This window comes from Acinetobacter sp. NIPH 284, assembly GCF_000369425.1.
In the GTDB taxonomy this organism is placed as follows: domain Bacteria; phylum Pseudomonadota; class Gammaproteobacteria; order Pseudomonadales; family Moraxellaceae; genus Acinetobacter.
On record NZ_KB850009.1, the window covers coordinates 355,270 to 372,387 of the forward strand.

Consider the following 17,118-nt stretch of genomic DNA (forward strand, 5'->3'; position numbering starts at 1 on the left):
CAATCGAGCCCGTTTGGGCTTTTTTTATGATTTTTCACGTTCCACGCTTATTTTTTAATCATTATTTTCAATAATCTATTAGCTCAACTCAACAAAAAAGGAAGCTTTCGCTTCCTTTTCTCTTACGCTTAAAATTTAGATGCCATATTTTTCACGATAAGCCTGCATATTTGCCAACGCCTCTTTTTCACCTTTGGCATCCAAATAATCCATCAAATCTTTCATGGTGATTAAAGCGTGAACTGGTATTTCTAATTCTTTTTGCACTTCCTGAATCGCAGAAAGTTCACCCTGCCCACGTTCCTGACGGTCTAACGCCACCAAAACCCCTGCAATGGTTGCTCCCGCATTTTTTAAGATGGTCACAACTTCACGAATCGCAGTTCCCGCGGTGATCACATCGTCAATAATCCAGACTTTTTGACCTTCAACTGACGCCCCAACCAACACGCCGCCTTCACCATGATCTTTGGCTTCTTTACGGTTAAATCCCCACGGTACGCTCTTGCCATGCACTTGCGACAACGCCACTGCGGTAGCCGCCACAAACGGAATCCCTTTATAGGCTGGGCCAAAAATCACCCCAACATTGTCACACTGAACCAATTTATCGGCATAACCTTGTGCTAACAAAGACAACGCTTCACCGTCATTAAGCAAACCTGCGTTAAAGAAATAAGGACTGACACGACCTGATTTTAAGGTAAACTCACCAAATTTAAGCACACCACGTGATAATGCGAGTTCGATAAAAGCTTGCGGATGAAATGACACAGGCGTTGTCATATAAGGTGCTCCAAATTCTTTAATTGAGGTTAAACAGACGTATGATACCAAAGGATAGCTATCCAAGTGATGTAAAAATTCTTCGAGTGGTTTCAATTAACGTAAATGGTCTACGTTCATCTGTGACCAAAGGTCTGCTGGAGTGGTTAGAACAGTCCGATGCCGATGTGGTGTGTATGCAAGAAAGCCGCATCACCCATGAACAATGGACGCATAAATTTAAACCAGAAGGTTGGTATACGCATCTGTTCCCTGCTGAACGTGCAGGCTATGCAGGCACAGCGATTTATAGCCGCTTACCTTTTGTCTCTGTGCAAAATGGCTTAGGTTTTGAACTGGCTGATTCGCAGGGGCGTTTTATCACGGCTGAATTCGATCTAGGATTGTCACAGCCTGTTCATATTGCTTCCTTATACTTACCATCAGGTTCAAGCGGTGATGAAGCACAAGCACGTAAAGATTTATTTCTTCAAGAATACGCCCAAATACTCAAACAATGGCGAGATGAAAATAAATCGATCATCGTGTGTGGTGATTACAATATCGTGCATAAGCGTATTGATATTAAAAACTGGTCAGGCAATCAGAAATCATCTGGCTGTTTGCCACATGAACGTGCATGGCTTGATCACATTTATGATGAACTTGGCTATGTAGATACCTTCCGTGAGGTACGAAAAGAAGCCGAATTGTATTCATGGTGGTCAAATCGTGGGCAGGCCCGTGCAAAAAATGTGGGTTGGCGTATCGACTATCAAGCATGTTCTCCAGACTGGAAAGCACGTACAGCGAATGCATGGGTGTATAAAGAACAATGGTTTAGTGACCATGCACCTGTGATTATTGATTATAAAATACACGAATAAGTGAACACATGTTCACTTTGACCGCATCTTTAGCTTACATATTATGTCGTTTTTTGTGTATTTTTATTTACCAGCTGTAACGGCATTATAGCACCACGGCACAGGGAAGCGGTCAGGATGACCAGAAGGGATAGGACGCCGTAGGAAGATAAAATAAACTTAGTTTAAGTTTATTTGCAAGGATGAGACATTGGACGTTGAAATGAGACCCGCATGATCAGGAAGATTAAATGCGGGTTTTCTCTTTTTTAGATATTAAATATTTTTCCTCTGCTTTGTATTTAGCCATTTAGTTCAAAAAATAAGAAAGATTTGGTCATTTAATCTACGCTTAATACATAACATCGATTCACTTGATAAAAATTTTCAACTGGTACATTCCCTGCCTTTTAAGTTAGGCTTTAACGCATATCTTTCATTGTGTTGTTATGGTTTTCAGTATGTTTAAAATTTATGGAATTAAAAATTGTAATTCGATGAAAAAAGCCTTTGATGCACTACAGGCAAAAGGAATTTCTTACGAATTTCATGATTATAAAAAACAGGGGATTGATGCCGACACTTTAGCAATTTGGCTAAAAGAGATTGGCGCAGATAAGGTCCTAAATAAAAAAGGTACGACTTGGCGTAAATTAACCGAAGCAGAACAGGCTCATGCAACAAGTAATCAGGAAAATTTGATTGAAACTTTAATTGCTCAGCCGAGTTTGATTAAACGTCCCGTTTTACAAACACCGCAAGGCTTTGTAATTGGCTTTGATGAAGCGACTTATCAAAACCTCTCCGCTTAAAGAAATAAAATAAAAAACCGAGTCACAGGACTCGGTTTTTTTCAGTTCAAACTCAAATTAGTTGGCACGAACCCAGGTCTGGTTACGGCCTAGAGCGGCTACACCAATATAGCCACGCAGTTTAAGCTTCTTGCCACCTTCGATCAATTCAGCTTTCAACTTGTAGGTTTTGCCGCTTTTAGGGTCAAGAATTGAACCATTGTCATAATTTGTTCCACCCACGTTCTTCAGGTTACGCACAATCGTCAAACCTTTAAGAGGTTTGTTGTGGTAGGTTCCTTCACATTTAGAACAGGCATCTTCCTGCCCTGGAACTAAATACTTTTGAATAGACGCTGTTAACGAACCGTCCTTTTGCTCAGTAAACTTCACAATCGCCTTTGGCTGCTTCGTTTCATCATCGATTGTCTGCCAAACGCTACCGTTTAATGCATCTGCCGCATTGGCAAAAGTTGTTAAACCGAGCAATCCAAATGCTAAAGCAATTTTCTTCATTTTTGTAATATCCTTAAGGGGTCTTTTCAAGATTAAGAGTATTGAGAATTTCTGTCAATATTGCAATGCTTGATTATGACTATTGGGTATAGCCTGAGCAACAATAAAACATTGCTGTAATTACAGCGCAAGGCACATGAGTCAAAACTCTCTTAGTTATATACTGAACTAACAATATGGAAAAATTATGAAATTTGGTACTGTTTGGAAATATTATTTTACTGAATCATTACTAAAAGCGACCATTCGTACGCCGAGTCAGTTTAATTTAGCCCCGAATGCTTTGCGACCTTTATTAGACCAACTTTGTCGTCTATTCCCCCAAAATCCCACAGTACAAATTCGACCATTGCGCTTAGCAGGCGTGCGTGGTGAAGAAATCAAGGCGCAGGCATCGGCAACCCAGCTAATTTTTCACATTCATGGGGGGGCATTTTTTCTGGGCAGCCTGAATACTCACCGTGCCTTAATGACCGATATTGCTGCGCGTACACAAATGCAGGTGATTCATGTGGATTATCCGCTTGCGCCTGAACACCCTTTCCCAGAGGCCATTGATGCAATTTTTGATGTCTATCAGGCACTTCTGGTACAGGGGATTCAACCGAAAGACATTATTGTGTCTGGTGATTCCTGTGGTGCCAATCTTGCACTTGCACTCTGTCTGCGTCTAAAGCAGCAGCCTGAGCTGATGCCAAGCGGCTTAATTTTGATGTCACCTTATCTGGACCTGACCTTGACCAGCGAGTCACTGCGTTTTAACCAGAAACTTGATGCGCTGCTCTCTATTGAAGCCTTACAAGCAGGAATTAATCATTACTTAAAAGATGGTGTACAAGCGGATGATCCGCGTGTTTCACCTCTATTTGATGATCTTAAAGGCTTACCGCCAACACTGGTGCAAGTTGGCTCAAAAGAAATTTTACTGGATGATTCAAAACGCTTTAGGGAAAAGGCGGAACAGGCAGGTGTCAAGGTTCGATTCAAGCTGTACACAGGCATGTGGCATAACTTCCAGATGTTTAATGCATGGTTTCCTGAAGCCAAACAGGCACTGGCGGATATTGCCGATTTCGCCCATTCGCTTGACCGTGACTAAATCCTTTAAGTTTTATCCAAAAAAATGGTCAGCTATGTCTGACCATTGTCATTCTTAATTTAATTTTGTCATCATAAAATAAATTTGATTGAATATTTAGATCATTGCTTCTTTTTCAAAATATTTTTCCCGTTCTAATTTGCATTAAAAAGCCGATGGCTAGACTTTTTTCTCATTCTAAAGATGTTATTGTTATTTTAATTATTATTCTTCAATATTTTGACGACAATCCTACAGTTCCCACGAAATCTCATTGCATATAAGGAAACATGCCAATCATGAGGATTCATTTTAAGAGGTTAGTTGACAGAGAAAAATGGAATTTCTCGCAGTTCTGGGAACATGAACCATTAATTAATTGGAACATGTTAAAGAAATGTATTTTGTTGCTAATCTTAGCCTCACTTATAAGTCTATTTGGAATTATTTGGGACAGTTTTGTCTTGCTGAATCCATTTACATGGCAATGGGTAAATTTACCGTTGGTTCGATCTAAACTTTGGACCAATGTAATCATGCTTTTTGTCTTTTTAAGTTTGATTATGCCCTGCTTTATTTATAAAGATAAATCTTGGGTACAAGAAATCATTCCGATTTTAAGCGTACAGGTCGTTACTGTTTTACTCTGTCATATAGGCTATCTGATTGGGAGTTTTAGTCCAGCAACCATGGTTGCCTATGTCAGTGTTGTGGGAGTAGGTCTGGTTCTGTTTGATCGCAAAATGATTTATTGTGCACTGGTGCCAGCAACAATCGCACTGCTGTTTTGCAACTTTTTAAGTATGTATGGTGTCCTACAATATGCACCGATATTTAAGCTAGAAGTCCTGAATCAAGCTCAAATGCATCCTTTTTGGGTTGGCAGTATGTTTTTCTTCTTATTGCCAATTTTAATTGCTTGTTTGTTGCTATTTGAAAGTCTGCTCAAACAATGGCGAATTCGAGAAACGGCTATTCAAGTACTCAGTCTTTTAGATCCGCTCACGAATGTGATGAATCGTCGCAGTATTAGCAATCACTTAGAGCGCTTACATCAGCAACCAAATCAACTTTACTCGATTGTATTACTCGATTTAGATCATTTTAAGAATATTAATGACCAGTTTGGGCATAGTATGGGGGATCAGGTCTTGATTCAGGTCACGAGATGTTTGGCAAATAATGTGCGTGATCAAGATGTGATTGGTCGTTTTGGTGGCGAAGAATTTATTTTACTGTTACCCAATACTACCACTACACAGGCATATAGTGTGGCCGAGCGCTGTCGCTTAGCGATTGGTGAGTTAAAATTTACCTCAGAAGATCACCAAGAGTTTTCTATCAGTGCCAGTTTTGGCATCAGTAGCACACTCAGTGCCGATGAACCTCACTTAATTATTAGTCAGGCAGATCAAGCATTGTATGCGGTAAAAGCATCTGGTCGAAATCAAGTCAAAATTTTTACTTAACTTTTCTTAAATTAATCCAAAAATAAAGGCATCCAAAGATGCCTTTATTTTTGACCTGTTGTTTAGTCTTTTAAATATTCTTCACGATGATTACGATAAGGCTCATCAAAGGGTACAAAAATCTGTTCTTGTTTGGCTTCTGCGATCCACTCTTGAACTGATGCTAAAGCCAATATCTTGTGCATATAACTTTGGCTAGAAGCAGAGATGGGTAATTTATAACATTCAAAACGCATAGCCACAGGCGCATAAAATGCATCGGCAAGGCTAAACTCACCACATAAAAAGCTGTCCTCAGCTGGACGCTCAGACCAAATTTGTTCAATCCGCGCCACATCTGCACGAAGCTGGGCATTGTCCAGCCAAAGCTGTTGTCCAATATGGGACAAATCAGCCTCAACATTCATTGGACACAAATTACGTAAACTTTGAAAACTACTGTGCATTTCTGCACTAATGCATCGTGCTCTGGCTCGTTGTTTTCTATCTTGAGGTAGCACATTCTTTTCAGGATTTTGTTCAGCAATATATTCACAAATCGCGAGGCTATCCCAAATAATCAAATCATCATGCATGAGTGTTGGGACTTTGCCCGTTGAATTCAATTTTAAAATCTCAGTTTTAAATTGGCTATTAGGTTCAAAACTATCAAATTGAATTAAATGCTCCTGAAATGGAATGCCAAGTTGTTTTAATAAAATCCACGGACGCATTGACCATGTCGAATAGTTTTTATTCCCTATAAATAATTGATAGCTCATGGTGATTTCTCTTTTAATTGTGTGAGTTGTTGTAATAGCTCACTTTTCTTAAATGCACCAGTTAAACGTAATGCACGGATTTCTTGTTGTTGCGAATCTAAAAATAAATAGGTTGGTGGCCCTAAAATATCCCATTGATTGAGCAGTGCCTGATGTGAGGCATCATAATGGCTTAAATCCAGTTTAATCAGATAATAAGGTGCTAAAGCTTGCTGCACCTCTACATCCTTTAAAATTCGATGCTCAATCGGCTGACAAGCCACACACCAGTCGGCATAGACATCAATGACAATCTGTCGATCTTTGGGTGCATTTGCCAGAATTTGCTGAAATTCATCGGCGGTTTGCGCCACATGCCACTCTGCTAATTTATCTGCCTGAACTGCGCTTAAATTTTGAATATGTTGATATTGGTTAAAAGCTAAAAATGGAACTGAGATCATCAGCAACAATGCATATAACCACTGTAATTGCCCTTTCTTCACAAACAGACGATATATCGCGAAACCAATAAATGCCATGCCCAATACAAGACTAAGTATTTGAATCGCTAATTCAGGTAATAACGGACGGATAAAATAAATACTTAACGCCAACATCAAAAAGGCAAAAATAACCTTAATTTGATGCATCCATTCCCCTGCTTTCGGTAGTGCCTTTGCACCTAGAACACTGGCAAGCAGTAATGGAATACCCATACCAAATCCCAAGGTGAATAATAGTAGAGCACCTTGCCACTGATTTTGCGTTTGTGAAATAAAGAGTAATGTACCCGCTAAAGGTGCAGTCATACACGGACCGACTAACAATGCTGAGATCATGCCCATGATACTTGCACCAAGCAAAGTCCCACCTTGTTGCACTGACTGCATTTGGTCGAGGCGATTCACCCATTTCTGTGGCAGTTTCAATTCAAATAAACCAAACAGATTTAAAGCGAATACAACGAACAATAGACTAAATGCAACTAATGTCGCAGGTTGCTGTAACCATCGTTGGAAATTTAGCCCTGCCACAGAGGCAATTAAACCCAATACGGCATAGACCATTGCCATACTAAATACAAAAGTAAGTGCAATCGTCCACGCTTTAACGCCTTTATGTTCACGAACAATCAATGAGGTCAAAATCGGCAACATTGGTAAAGAACACGGCGTAAATGCCAATAAAATTCCTAACCCTAGAAATAATAACAAGCTATAAGCAAGAGAGTGCTGTGCCAATGTGCTTGACCACTGTTGGTCTTGCGCCATATTGGTTGAATTATTCAGCTTTACATCATTAGATTTTTCAGTTGTAAGTTCATCCCTCTCCGCGGTCTGAGCATTTAAGCTATTCGCAGAACGAGCAACATCTAAAAAACGTTTTTGTGAATTAGAACTGACATTTTCGACACTAACCAACCCATCAGCATCGGTTTGAAATTCAATATTTTGAGGTGGATAGCAAATACGGTCTTTGGCACAACCCTGCCATGTAACACGATAATGTTGAGATGCTTGAGTGCTAATCTCAAACTCTGCTTGCTGATAATAAACTTGGCTATGACCATAGTTTTCATCGTACTGTTCAATTGCTTTGGGTAATTTCAACGTAACAGGTTGATTGCCTTGTTGAACCTCAAATTTATGTTGATAGAGATAATAATTAGGCTGAATGGTCCAGTGTAACCGCGCTTGATTGGTTTTGGTCGATTCAACTGAAAATGCAAATGCCTGTTCAGGAGTCAGTAATGGTGCTGATAGATTGTCTTGAGCGTAAACCAAAGACGTACATAACAACAATAAAGTAGCCAAAAAGTAGCGCATTAATTGGCTAATGTACCCACCCTGAACAGACATTTTCATGTTCATCTCACTGTAACTCTCCCGATAACTTAAGACCTCATTCTGCCTGCAGAAGGATTTCAAAAGTTAGCGGAGATTTTGACTAGAATAAAACAGATAAACCTAAACCACCGTTATAGCTTTTTTGATCGCCATTCAAATCCACACCTATACTGGCATCAAGTTGAGCTCGATCATTTAAGCTATAGACTAAACCTGTCCCTAAACCATATTCATAGTCTTGGCTTTCTGCTTTACGATAAACAAACTCTGAAAAACCAGATAATTTACCCGCAATTTTATAATCAATGGTTGGAATTGCAGTCACGGCCCAATCACTGTTTTGTGCTTCATAACGCATGGTAATTGATGTACCCACCAAATCGCTGAACTTATACGCAACTGCTGAAGTGAGGCTATAAATATCATCTTGATTCGTGAATTCATCATTGCCAGTCGCAATAATCGCTTCTGCTAACAATGCCATTGTTAAACGATCATCTTTTAAATTAATCGCCTTTTTCAAACCAATACTGACATCACCCAAACCGTTGGTTTCTTTTTTCATGCCTGCATATTTATGTTGCTGCCAAACTGGCCCTTGCCAACCCAATTGTAATTCCAAACCATCAGCTAAACCTGTACGCAATAACATATCTGCATTCAGGGTTAAGGTTTTGTCTTTTGCCCCAGCAACATTGTCCTGCTGATAGCTGACCGAGGGTAGTCCTTGCTCCCACGCCAAGTGACCTACAGGTGTAATACCCGTACCTATACCTGAGCCTGGACGGTCAAAAGAAAATTCTGCTGCAAATGTTGCAGTTGTCATGATTGATGCAGCAACCAAGACTAATACTTGAAACTTTTTCATTGTTCTCCCCTTTATATCTTGTTGGCTAGACTTATGCCGTTAGCTCTTTTGACATTTTTGCGCCATGTTTGCGTAATAACTCGAGTGTTTCACGCTCTTCTACCAAAGATTCTGACCAGTCAATTTCATCAAAATCACAATCAAAAAACAGTTGGCTAATTGAAGACAAAATCGTTAGACCCTCTTCATCTCTTGTGTTTGGATCGACTTTTTCATCGAGTAAGCGTTGAACCACAGGTGCACATGCTGAACTTGCAGCATCCCAAAGCGGACCATAAAACTCTTCCGCATCCCATAAATGAAGATTGGCTTTCGCTTGAATTAATGCTTCTAAAATGTCTTGATAAACTTGTAATTGTTGTTGTTTGTCTGCTTCAGTCAATGGCTGACCTGCTTCATAAGCTTCACAGACATTCTCCCACCACACAAATAAGCCATCACATAAAATAGAGACTGGGAAACCATGTTCAGGATCAATAAAGTTCGGGTCGAGTCCTTCAGCAAGTAAAGATTGCACTTGGTCTAAATCGAGTTTTTGTATGGCTTGCACCAAGGCCTGCTGTTGCTTACTTAACATGACCAATTCTCACAAAGTATTTAATTCGCCTATTATGCCGAATATCCCATCGGGATTTTATAAAACGACCTAAAAATCATGTATAAATTTGATACAGGCATAAAAAAAGCCCAATACTGGGCTTTTTTTAAACGCGCTCACTACGCCTCATCATCTACTTTTATATCATCATCGACATCAACATATTCTGGTAAAGCTCCACGATGGTGGTCTTTTTTCTCATATAAATGTTCCAAACTACGTTGTAATTTATCAATTGCACCATGGATAGATGCATCGATATTTGCAGCTTTGTGTGTCACAGCTACAGGTTTCATACCTGCTGGACGGGCTTCGATCATACAGCGTTTGTCATGATCTCCCGTTTTTTCCCCATTTTCATCACTAATATGAACCGAAAAATGTGTAATACGTTCGCTATAACGTTGAAATTCTTGTTTAAGCTCTGCACGGATATAACTAATTAAACGTTCGCTACCATGGATGTTTTTATCTGTACGGATTTCAATATTCATAAATATCTTCCTCTCTTCTATATTGAGACGGTTCTACGAAGCTTTTTATTCAGCACACTTTGAGCATGCATTCATTCAGTGCAGTTGTATATTCTGATTATGTAAATGCTTGTCGTCTCCTTGCTTCACATCAGTTGTGTTTCAGTTATTTAGAAGATCTTCTATAATTCCAATATCTGTCTTTCATCAGAAATATGCAAGCTGATTTTTGACATTTTTATTAAAACTTGATCAAAAAGATTCTCTTACCGAATCTTATCTTTAGCAGACCTTTTACCGTATACAATTCTTTTGAGCATTTGGTCAAATTTGGCTTTATTTTTGCTTCATAACTTGTATGCTTTACACGCCTTTTGTGGGGGAGATTTTTTAAATGCAATTGAAGCAACTTGCGGCTACATCTTTATTGTTATCTACAGCAGTTTTCGCTCAAGCGAAACCAATTTGGCAGGATTTCAGCCTAACGGGTTTATACGGCGAAAACTACGAAGTGGTTGATGAAAAACAAACAACTTTAACAGTTGAATATGCGGCAAAAGTAAAATATGCCGATGTGTTCTTCTTTATGGATCGTATGCGTGGTAGCGACGATCATAAAAGCACTTATTTCGAGCTTTCTCCACGCTTGAGCTTGGGTGAGGTTTCAGGTCAGAAACTTGCTTTTGGTCCGATTAAAGATGTGTTGATCTCAACGACTTGGGAAAGTAACAATGATGACTTTTCTAGTTTTGATAACTTCTTATACGGCGTAGGTTTCGATCTTGCAATTCCTTATTTCCAATATGCGAATGTCAATTTCTACCGTGCAAACAATGAAAATACAGCAGATGACTATCAAATGACTATCGCTTATGCGGTTCCATTTAAAGTATCTGGCGAAGATTTCTTAGTTGATGGTTTCCTTGACTGGTCTACAGCAGAAAAAGACCATGCGAGTGAACTTAACTGGACAACCCAATATAAATGGAATGTAGGTAAACACATTTCACCTGAAACACGTTTATATTTGGGCGTAGAACATTCTGTTTGGAATAACAAGTTTGGTATCAAAGGCAGCGACGAAAATAATGTCAGTGCTTTAGTGAAATACCATTTCTAAACGGTTTTGACTGATCAAAACAGCAAGGAATTCCTTGCTGTTTTTTTTTAGATCGCGCATATTGAAATAGATGAATTTTCTTTTATTTTGTTATGTCTCACGATCTTATACTTGCAACGCACACACTACAAAACTCTTATCAAATTCGTTTTGCAACTACTGATGATCTTGAGCAGATTCTCACCATTTATAATCATGAAATCATCACGGGCACAGCCAACTGGAATGATCAAACCGTTACTTTAGCGCAATATCAACAGCGCTTTCAGGAGATGCAACAACAGCAATTTCCTATGATTGTCGTCGAAGATCAGTCATTGAGAAAAATTGCGGGTTATGCCTATTACTCTGCCTTTCGTAGTATTACAGGCTATCGACACAGTATTGAACATTCTGTTTTTATTGATCCGAATTATGCTCGTCAGGGTTTAGGCAAAGCCCTCATGCAACAACTGATTCATCTTGCGACTCAACAGCATATGCATGTCATGGTGGCAGCGATTGATAGCGAAAATACCGGTTCAATCGTATTACATCAACAACTGGGTTTTATTCAAACTGGTTATATGCCACAAGTGGGACAAAAGTTTGGCAAATGGCGTGATTTAGTTTTAATGCAACTACAATTGAGTCGTTCATAAACAGAACAATTTCATCTCTACTATACATATGTAGTTGGTTAGAATAAAAACATCTCATTTACAAAATAATTTAAAACATGAAAATTTCACAACTCGCTTTAATCATTACATGTGCTTCAGCAACAACCGTTAGTTTTGCAGAAACGTCTTTTGAGCAAGAATTACAGCAAGGCTGTGCCAAAGTAAAACAATACGCTCTAAATGGGAAAAAGCTCTACGACCAAAAGCAATATGCCAAAGCAGTGAAACAATTTGAAGATCAAGCCGCATGGGCACATTTCTGCCAAATGAATGCTGAAGAAAGCGGTATTAAAGTGACTGACCGTGAGATTGAAATAGCCAATAATAATGTCGGGTTGAGTTATGCAAAATTAGGCAAGCCACAATGGGCAAGAGTATGGTTTTTACGAGATGAAGATTCAAAAATCAGTCTATACAATTTAAAACAGCTTCCTAAACCGCAAATCACGAAAGACCTACAAGGCACTTATGTCCGAGCCAATGGTTTCGGACAATGGGATTACATCACGGTCAAGAAACAACAAAATAAATATCTAATTAATTTTGAAGGTTATTATTTTGGCATTCGTGGTCTTATTTATGGTCCCAATTTAGGTGAGTTTGATACCACAATGCCGATCACTGCAAAGCAAGCCAACTATCATTATGAGGACTGCCAGATTAAGCTTCAATTTACGAATGATACAAATAATGGTCAAAAAATTGAGGTGAAACAAAATAGTGGCGAGTCTGGATGTGGTTTTGGGCATAACGTCTATGCGGGCGGCACGTTCTATAAGGTTGAAGGTAAATAAATGATCTTTACCCTCAAACTCAACAAAAAATTTAAGAAAACTTATGAGTCTCGGAAACGTCATTCACAACCTGCGTAATCTTTGAAAGATATTGTTTCTGCGAAACAATAGAAAAAATCCAAGAATTGAACAGGTTTTGTGAATGACAATGCCTTTGGTTACTTTGGGCAAAACCAAAGTAACTCCAGCGGAAGGCGTATTTAAAAATTAGAAGACTACTAGGTATGACTCCGAAAGATAATCATTTTTTTAATATCTAGTTTCTAAATAGTAAAATGAGATATAGGGTCGATACTAAATCGCCACCAACTCCCTTATCCCCTTTTCAGGCATATCGCCCCCCTGTCCTTGCGCGATCACTTGTCCACGCGCCATCACCGTATAGTTATCTGCAAGCTCTTCAGCAAAATCATAAAACTGCTCAACTAAAACGATCGCCATTTCCCCTTGATCTGCTAATTTACGAATGACCCGACCAATATCTTTAATGATTGACGGCTGAATCCCCTCAGTTGGCTCATCCAAAATCAAGACACTCGGCTCAGAAGCCAACGCTCGAGCAATCGCAAGCTGCTGTTGCTGACCACCTGACAAATCTCCACCACGGCGATGCTTCATTTCATCCAAGACAGGAAAAATTTCGTATAAGTGACTCGGCACTTTTCGGGTTTTGGCACCAGAAAATTTCGCCATACCAATTAAGATATTTTCCTCTACGGTTAAAGTAGAAAAAATATCTCGTCCTTGCGGCACGTACGCCAATCCTGCACGTACTCGTTGCTCAGGGGACATTTTGGCAATATCTTTGCCATCTAGCAAAATCTGTCCTGATTTAATCGGGAGAATCCCCATCAAGCATTTCAGCAACGTGGTTTTACCAACGCCATTCCGTCCTAGAACGACACTGCATTCCCCTACAGGCGCTTGAAAAGACACGTCACGCAGAATATGACTACCACCATAAAACTGGTTAACTTCTTTCACTTCTAACATGGCAGTCTCCTAGCGTCCCAAATATTTTTCAATCACATCTTCATTGGCTTGTACCTCTGCCAATGTGCCTTCTGCCAAGATTGCACCCTGTGCTAATACCGTAACTTTTTCGCTGATGGTGTCAATAAAGCTCATGTCATGTTCTACAACCACAAGCGTATGATTTTTTTTCAATTCCAAACACAGTTCAGCCGTCCGTTCTGTTTCCGCATCGGTCATACCCGCCACAGGCTCATCCAATAAAATCAGCTTCGGACGTTGCATCAACAACATGCCGATTTCTAACCACTGCTTTTGACCATGGGACAATAATCCTGCGGGCTTTTTCACAAATTCCTTTAAACGGATTTGCTCTAAACTTTCATCCAATGCCAATTGTGCTTCTGGATCTAAACGAGAAAATAAGCTCTTCTTGACTCGCTTATCTCGTGGTGCAGCGAGTAGTAAATTTTCCATGACTGTAAAATTTTCAAATACCGTTGGTTTCTGAAATTTGCGCCCAATCCCAGCTTCCGCAATTTCCTCTGTGCCCATTTTGGCAAGATCATAGTTTTGTCCAAAAAATGCCGTGCCCGTGGTTGGACGAGTTTTACCTGTGATCACGTCCATTAAGGTCGTTTTACCCGCACCATTTGGTCCAATGATGCAGCGTAATTCACCCTCGGCGATGTACAGTGATAAATCATTTAACGCACGAAACGAATCAAACCACACACTGACTTTTTCTAAATACAAAGCAATCCCGTGACTAAAATCTGCACCTTGGGTTTTGGCACGACCATAGCCCTCACCAAGTTGACCGCCATGTTGAGCTGAGTCTATGAATAAATCACTCATTTAATTGCTCTCCTTTTTAAAACGATCAAATAAACCAATCACGCCTTTAGGTAAGAAAATCGTCACTACGATAAATAGCGCTCCTAAGATCAGTAACCACGCTTCGGGCGCAGCCACCGTGAAATAAGTTTTCACCGCATTAATCAAACCTGCCCCTAAAATCGCCCCAATCAAGGTGCCACGACCACCTGCGGCAACCCACACTGCCATTTCAATCGAGTTGACTGGATTCATTTCACTTGGGTTAATAATGCCAACCTGTGGCACATACAACGCCCCTGCGATACCTGCAATCACTGCCGATAGCACCCATGCTGAAAGCTTGTACCACAGTGTGCGATAGCCCAAATATTGCAAGCGGTTTTCACTGTCACGAATCGCGCCAAGAACTCGACCATAAGGACGATTCATCAGTTGACGTAAGCCGATAAAACACAGCATTAACACCAAAGCAGTGACAAAACATAAAGTGGCACGCATTGGTGCAGAAGTGATATCAAAACCCAATAAGGTTTTAAAACCCGTGAAGCCATTGTTACCACCAAAACCTGTCTCATTGCGGAAGAACAAGAGTGCCGCTGCAAAGGTCATGGCTTGAGTAATAATCGAGAAATACACGCCTTTGATTTTGGAGCGAAAGGCGAAGAAACCAAAAATAAAAGCAACTAAGGCAGGTACAGATAAAACCAAGATCATTGCCCAAGCAAAATGCTCAGTGCCCACCCAATACCAAGGGAGTTCTGTCCAACTGAGGAAACGCATGAAATCAGGTAAGCCATCGCCTGCGGATTCACGCATCAAATACATGCCAAAGGCGTAACCACCGAGGGCGAAATATAAACCGTGCCCCAAGCTTAAAATCCCCGCATAGCCCCACACTAAATCCAATGCCAAAGCGACCAAAGCCAAGCACATGATTTTGCCAATTAACGTAATCCAATATGCTGACAGATAAAATGCTGAATCAGGGGATAACAGATGTAACCAAGGTAAGCTCAATAACACGGCGAAACAAATCGCAATCGCAATTGCGCTATACGGTTTATCTGCAAATAAAGAAGTGATTTTCATTGGCTTACTCCACGAAACGACCTTTGATGGCAAACAAACCTTGTGGACGCTTTTGGATAAACAAAATCACAAGAACCAAGAGAATAATTTTTGCTAAAACCGCACCTAAACCAATCTCCAAAACTGTACCGCTAATCCCTAAACCTAAGGCTGCAAGTACCGCACCCCATACTTGGCCCACACCACCGACGACAACAACAAGGAAAGCATCGATAATGTAGTTTTGTCCGAGATCAGGGCCAACATTGCCGACTTGTGCTAACGCACAACCTGCCAATCCAGCTAAACCTGAACCTAAGCCAAATGCCAGCATATCGATACGTGCAGATCGAATGCCCACGGCACGCGCCATTTGACGGTTTTGTGTCACAGCACGAACAAATAATCCGAAACGGGTTTTGTTCAATAAGAAAACTAGAAGCAGTAAGACCGCCACAGTAAAACCAATAATCGCAATACGGTTATATGGCAACATCAGGCTTGGCGTCAGGGCAATACCACCACTGAGCCATGCGACATTGGACACTTCAACGTTCTGTGCGCCAAAGATCATCCGAACCGATTGCATCAAGATTAAACTCACACCAAAGGTTGCCAATAATGTTTCCAATTGGCGACCATAAAGCGGGCGAATCACAGTACGTTCAATCAACATGCCGATCAACGCACTCACCAGAAATGCAGCAGGAATCGCAGCCAATAAATACCAATCGACTAAGCCTGCAAAGTGCGTTTTAAAAAAACTTTGAATGACGTAAGTGGTATAAGCACCGATCATGATGAGTTCACCATGTGCCATATTGATGACACCAAGCAAACCATATGTAATCGCAAGACCAAGCGCTGCTAAAAGTAAAATACTAGCGGTACTGAGACCCGAAAATACATGCCCTGACCATTCACTGATTTGAATACGTGTTTTAATTTTATTTTGTGCTTCAATTAAAGCTGCTTTCAATGCGGGATTATTTTGTGGTTGTTCTAAACTTTGATTGATTAATGCCAATACATCTGGACGATTTGAATCCGCCAAAACTTTTACTGCTTCGATCTTGGTGAATTCATCTGAACTATTAAAATCTAAACGAGCTTTCAGTTGTGCTAAACGGGCTTTAACACCTTCACTTTTTTCATTGAGATAGAGTTGTTTGATCGTTGCGACATCAAGCTCATCCAAGTTATTTTCTAAAATATCAACAGCGGCTAAACGTTGTGATGCATCATCAGAATTCAATTTAACTTTGGCTTGTCCAAAGTTCAGTGCCTTACGCAAGGTATTGACCAAAGTCACTTGAGACAAGTCTGAAGGCCAAGTTTCGATCACTTGTAGTTGTGGGTAACTTAATAATTTTTCATCGTTTTTTAGAATATAAGTATTGCCTGCGCTATCAGTATATAACTCATTTTGATCAATATACGCGACCAATTGATCCAGTTGCTCAATACTGGCTGGCCATTGATTCAACATGGCACGACGAGTAGCAAAGTTAGATTTAACAAAAGTTTGGATGGCATCCTGAGAAGTTGTAGACGTCACTGTTGTTGGTGAAGTGACTTCTGCCCATGCAGGATTAAACATGATCTGTGCCATGATGCAGAGCATTGCCAAAACATAGTGTTTCGCCAT

The 17,118-nt window shown here is 40.2% G+C and carries 18 protein-coding genes; 7 read left to right on the forward strand and 11 right to left on the reverse strand.

Going from position 1 to position 17,118, the window contains the following annotated elements:
• Nucleotides 1–135 precede the first annotated feature (135 nt).
• Nucleotides 136–786, reverse strand: a complete 651-nt coding sequence (gene pyrE, locus F908_RS02575; protein WP_005156895.1) for an orotate phosphoribosyltransferase — start codon at nt 784–786, stop codon at nt 136–138.
• A gap of 41 nt (nt 787–827) precedes the next feature.
• On the opposite strand from pyrE, the gene F908_RS02580 reads away from it, so the two are divergent.
• Nucleotides 828–1,652 carry an exodeoxyribonuclease III gene (locus tag F908_RS02580; RefSeq protein ID WP_005156898.1) on the forward strand — a complete coding sequence of 275 codons (825 nt, stop codon included), beginning with the start codon at nt 828–830 and terminating at the stop codon, nt 1,650–1,652.
• A 440-nt stretch (nt 1,653–2,092) separates the two neighbouring features.
• Nucleotides 2,093–2,443, forward strand: coding sequence for an arsenate reductase (locus F908_RS02585; RefSeq protein WP_034602562.1), 351 nt, complete (start codon nt 2,093–2,095; stop codon nt 2,441–2,443).
• 57 nt (nt 2,444–2,500) lie between these two features.
• On the opposite strand, the gene F908_RS02590 is transcribed toward F908_RS02585, so the two are convergent.
• A complete protein-coding gene (locus F908_RS02590; RefSeq protein ID WP_005156909.1) occupies nt 2,501–2,938 on the reverse strand; it encodes a DUF2147 domain-containing protein in 438 nt (145 codons plus the stop codon).
• Nucleotides 2,939–3,125: 187 nt separating this feature from the next.
• On the opposite strand from F908_RS02590, the gene F908_RS02595 reads away from it, so the two are divergent.
• Together F908_RS02595 and F908_RS02600 are read left to right on the forward strand one after the other, a co-directional pair.
• Nucleotides 3,126–4,037: an alpha/beta hydrolase gene (locus tag F908_RS02595; RefSeq protein WP_005156912.1), complete on the forward strand. Its 912-nt coding sequence runs from the start codon at nt 3,126–3,128 to the stop codon at nt 4,035–4,037.
• Nucleotides 4,038–4,315: 278 nt separating this feature from the next.
• The gene (locus F908_RS02600) at nt 4,316–5,485 is read left to right on the forward strand and encodes a GGDEF domain-containing protein (protein WP_005156915.1); all 1,170 of its coding nucleotides are present in this window, start codon (nt 4,316–4,318) and stop codon (nt 5,483–5,485) included.
• A 62-nt stretch (nt 5,486–5,547) separates the two neighbouring features.
• On the opposite strand, the gene F908_RS02605 is transcribed toward F908_RS02600, so the two are convergent.
• The 5 genes from F908_RS02605 to F908_RS02625 form a co-directional block, all read right to left on the reverse strand.
• Complete coding sequence (locus F908_RS02605) at nt 5,548–6,246, reverse strand: glutathione S-transferase family protein (protein WP_005156916.1); 699 nt, start codon at nt 6,244–6,246, stop codon at nt 5,548–5,550.
• Nucleotides 6,243–8,093, reverse strand: coding sequence for a protein-disulfide reductase DsbD (dsbD, locus tag F908_RS02610; RefSeq protein ID WP_005156919.1), 1,851 nt, complete (start codon nt 8,091–8,093; stop codon nt 6,243–6,245). The genes F908_RS02605 and dsbD overlap by 4 nt, the downstream gene beginning before the upstream one ends.
• Before the next feature lie 82 nt (nt 8,094–8,175).
• On the reverse strand, nt 8,176–8,943 hold the full coding sequence (locus tag F908_RS02615) for a transporter (RefSeq protein WP_005156922.1): 768 nt from the start codon (nt 8,941–8,943) through the stop codon (nt 8,176–8,178).
• Between the two features lie 31 nt (nt 8,944–8,974).
• Nucleotides 8,975–9,520: an ankyrin repeat domain-containing protein gene (locus tag F908_RS02620; RefSeq protein WP_005156927.1), complete on the reverse strand. Its 546-nt coding sequence runs from the start codon at nt 9,518–9,520 to the stop codon at nt 8,975–8,977.
• Nucleotides 9,521–9,660: 140 nt separating this feature from the next.
• Complete coding sequence (locus tag F908_RS02625; RefSeq protein WP_004909977.1) at nt 9,661–10,035, reverse strand: HPF/RaiA family ribosome-associated protein; 375 nt, start codon at nt 10,033–10,035, stop codon at nt 9,661–9,663.
• A gap of 373 nt (nt 10,036–10,408) precedes the next feature.
• Between F908_RS02625 and F908_RS02630 the strand changes: the two genes are divergently transcribed.
• The 3 genes from F908_RS02630 (at nt 10,409) to F908_RS02640 (ending at nt 12,590) form a co-directional block, all read left to right on the forward strand.
• Nucleotides 10,409–11,134 carry an outer membrane protein OmpK gene (locus F908_RS02630; protein WP_005156941.1) on the forward strand — a complete coding sequence of 242 codons (726 nt, stop codon included), beginning with the start codon at nt 10,409–10,411 and terminating at the stop codon, nt 11,132–11,134.
• A gap of 92 nt (nt 11,135–11,226) precedes the next feature.
• On the forward strand, nt 11,227–11,775 hold the full coding sequence (locus F908_RS02635) for a GNAT family N-acetyltransferase (RefSeq protein ID WP_005156944.1): 549 nt from the start codon (nt 11,227–11,229) through the stop codon (nt 11,773–11,775).
• Between the two features lie 77 nt (nt 11,776–11,852).
• Entirely contained in the window at nt 11,853–12,590 is a 738-nt protein-coding gene (locus F908_RS02640; protein ID WP_004909982.1) for a hypothetical protein, read from the forward strand.
• 294 nt (nt 12,591–12,884) lie between these two features.
• On the opposite strand, the gene urtE is transcribed toward F908_RS02640, so the two are convergent.
• The 4 genes from urtE to urtB are packed head-to-tail and all read right to left on the reverse strand — an operon-like array spanning nt 12,885 to nt 17,118.
• Nucleotides 12,885–13,583: an urea ABC transporter ATP-binding subunit UrtE gene (gene urtE / locus F908_RS02645; RefSeq protein WP_005156948.1), complete on the reverse strand. Its 699-nt coding sequence runs from the start codon at nt 13,581–13,583 to the stop codon at nt 12,885–12,887.
• Nucleotides 13,584–13,592: 9 nt separating this feature from the next.
• Complete coding sequence (gene urtD, locus F908_RS02650; RefSeq protein ID WP_005156952.1) at nt 13,593–14,420, reverse strand: urea ABC transporter ATP-binding protein UrtD; 828 nt, start codon at nt 14,418–14,420, stop codon at nt 13,593–13,595.
• Nucleotides 14,421–15,491, reverse strand: a complete 1,071-nt coding sequence (gene urtC / locus F908_RS02655; protein WP_005156955.1) for an urea ABC transporter permease subunit UrtC — start codon at nt 15,489–15,491, stop codon at nt 14,421–14,423.
• Nucleotides 15,492–15,495: 4 nt separating this feature from the next.
• Nucleotides 15,496–17,118: an urea ABC transporter permease subunit UrtB gene (urtB, locus tag F908_RS02660; RefSeq protein WP_005156957.1), complete on the reverse strand. Its 1,623-nt coding sequence runs from the start codon at nt 17,116–17,118 to the stop codon at nt 15,496–15,498.

What these genes read in the sequence shown, in the direction of transcription:
- F908_RS02640 (WP_004909982.1), top strand. Translation starts at nt 11,853, where the DNA reads ATGAAAATTTCACAACTCGCTTTAATCATTACATGTGCTTCAGCAACA.
- F908_RS02600 (WP_005156915.1), top strand. Translation starts at nt 4,316, where the DNA reads ATGAGGATTCATTTTAAGAGGTTAGTTGACAGAGAAAAATGGAATTTC.
- dsbD (WP_005156919.1), bottom strand. Translation starts at nt 8,093, where the DNA reads ATGAAAATGTCTGTTCAGGGTGGGTACATTAGCCAATTAATGCGCTAC.
- urtD (WP_005156952.1), bottom strand. Translation starts at nt 14,420, where the DNA reads ATGAGTGATTTATTCATAGACTCAGCTCAACATGGCGGTCAACTTGGT.
- F908_RS02590 (WP_005156909.1), bottom strand. Translation starts at nt 2,938, where the DNA reads ATGAAGAAAATTGCTTTAGCATTTGGATTGCTCGGTTTAACAACTTTT.
- F908_RS02620 (WP_005156927.1), bottom strand. Translation starts at nt 9,520, where the DNA reads ATGTTAAGTAAGCAACAGCAGGCCTTGGTGCAAGCCATACAAAAACTC.
- urtC (WP_005156955.1), bottom strand. Translation starts at nt 15,491, where the DNA reads ATGAAAATCACTTCTTTATTTGCAGATAAACCGTATAGCGCAATTGCG.
- F908_RS02585 (WP_034602562.1), top strand. Translation starts at nt 2,093, where the DNA reads ATGTTTAAAATTTATGGAATTAAAAATTGTAATTCGATGAAAAAAGCC.
- F908_RS02615 (WP_005156922.1), bottom strand. Translation starts at nt 8,943, where the DNA reads ATGAAAAAGTTTCAAGTATTAGTCTTGGTTGCTGCATCAATCATGACA.
- F908_RS02580 (WP_005156898.1), top strand. Translation starts at nt 828, where the DNA reads ATGATACCAAAGGATAGCTATCCAAGTGATGTAAAAATTCTTCGAGTG.
- F908_RS02625 (WP_004909977.1), bottom strand. Translation starts at nt 10,035, where the DNA reads ATGAATATTGAAATCCGTACAGATAAAAACATCCATGGTAGCGAACGT.
- F908_RS02635 (WP_005156944.1), top strand. Translation starts at nt 11,227, where the DNA reads ATGTCTCACGATCTTATACTTGCAACGCACACACTACAAAACTCTTAT.
- F908_RS02605 (WP_005156916.1), bottom strand. Translation starts at nt 6,246, where the DNA reads ATGAGCTATCAATTATTTATAGGGAATAAAAACTATTCGACATGGTCA.
- pyrE (WP_005156895.1), bottom strand. Translation starts at nt 786, where the DNA reads ATGACAACGCCTGTGTCATTTCATCCGCAAGCTTTTATCGAACTCGCA.
- urtE (WP_005156948.1), bottom strand. Translation starts at nt 13,583, where the DNA reads ATGTTAGAAGTGAAAGAAGTTAACCAGTTTTATGGTGGTAGTCATATT.
- urtB (WP_005156957.1), bottom strand. Translation starts at nt 17,118, where the DNA reads ATGGCGAAACACTATGTTTTGGCAATGCTCTGCATCATGGCACAGATC.
- F908_RS02630 (WP_005156941.1), top strand. Translation starts at nt 10,409, where the DNA reads ATGCAATTGAAGCAACTTGCGGCTACATCTTTATTGTTATCTACAGCA.
- F908_RS02595 (WP_005156912.1), top strand. Translation starts at nt 3,126, where the DNA reads ATGAAATTTGGTACTGTTTGGAAATATTATTTTACTGAATCATTACTA.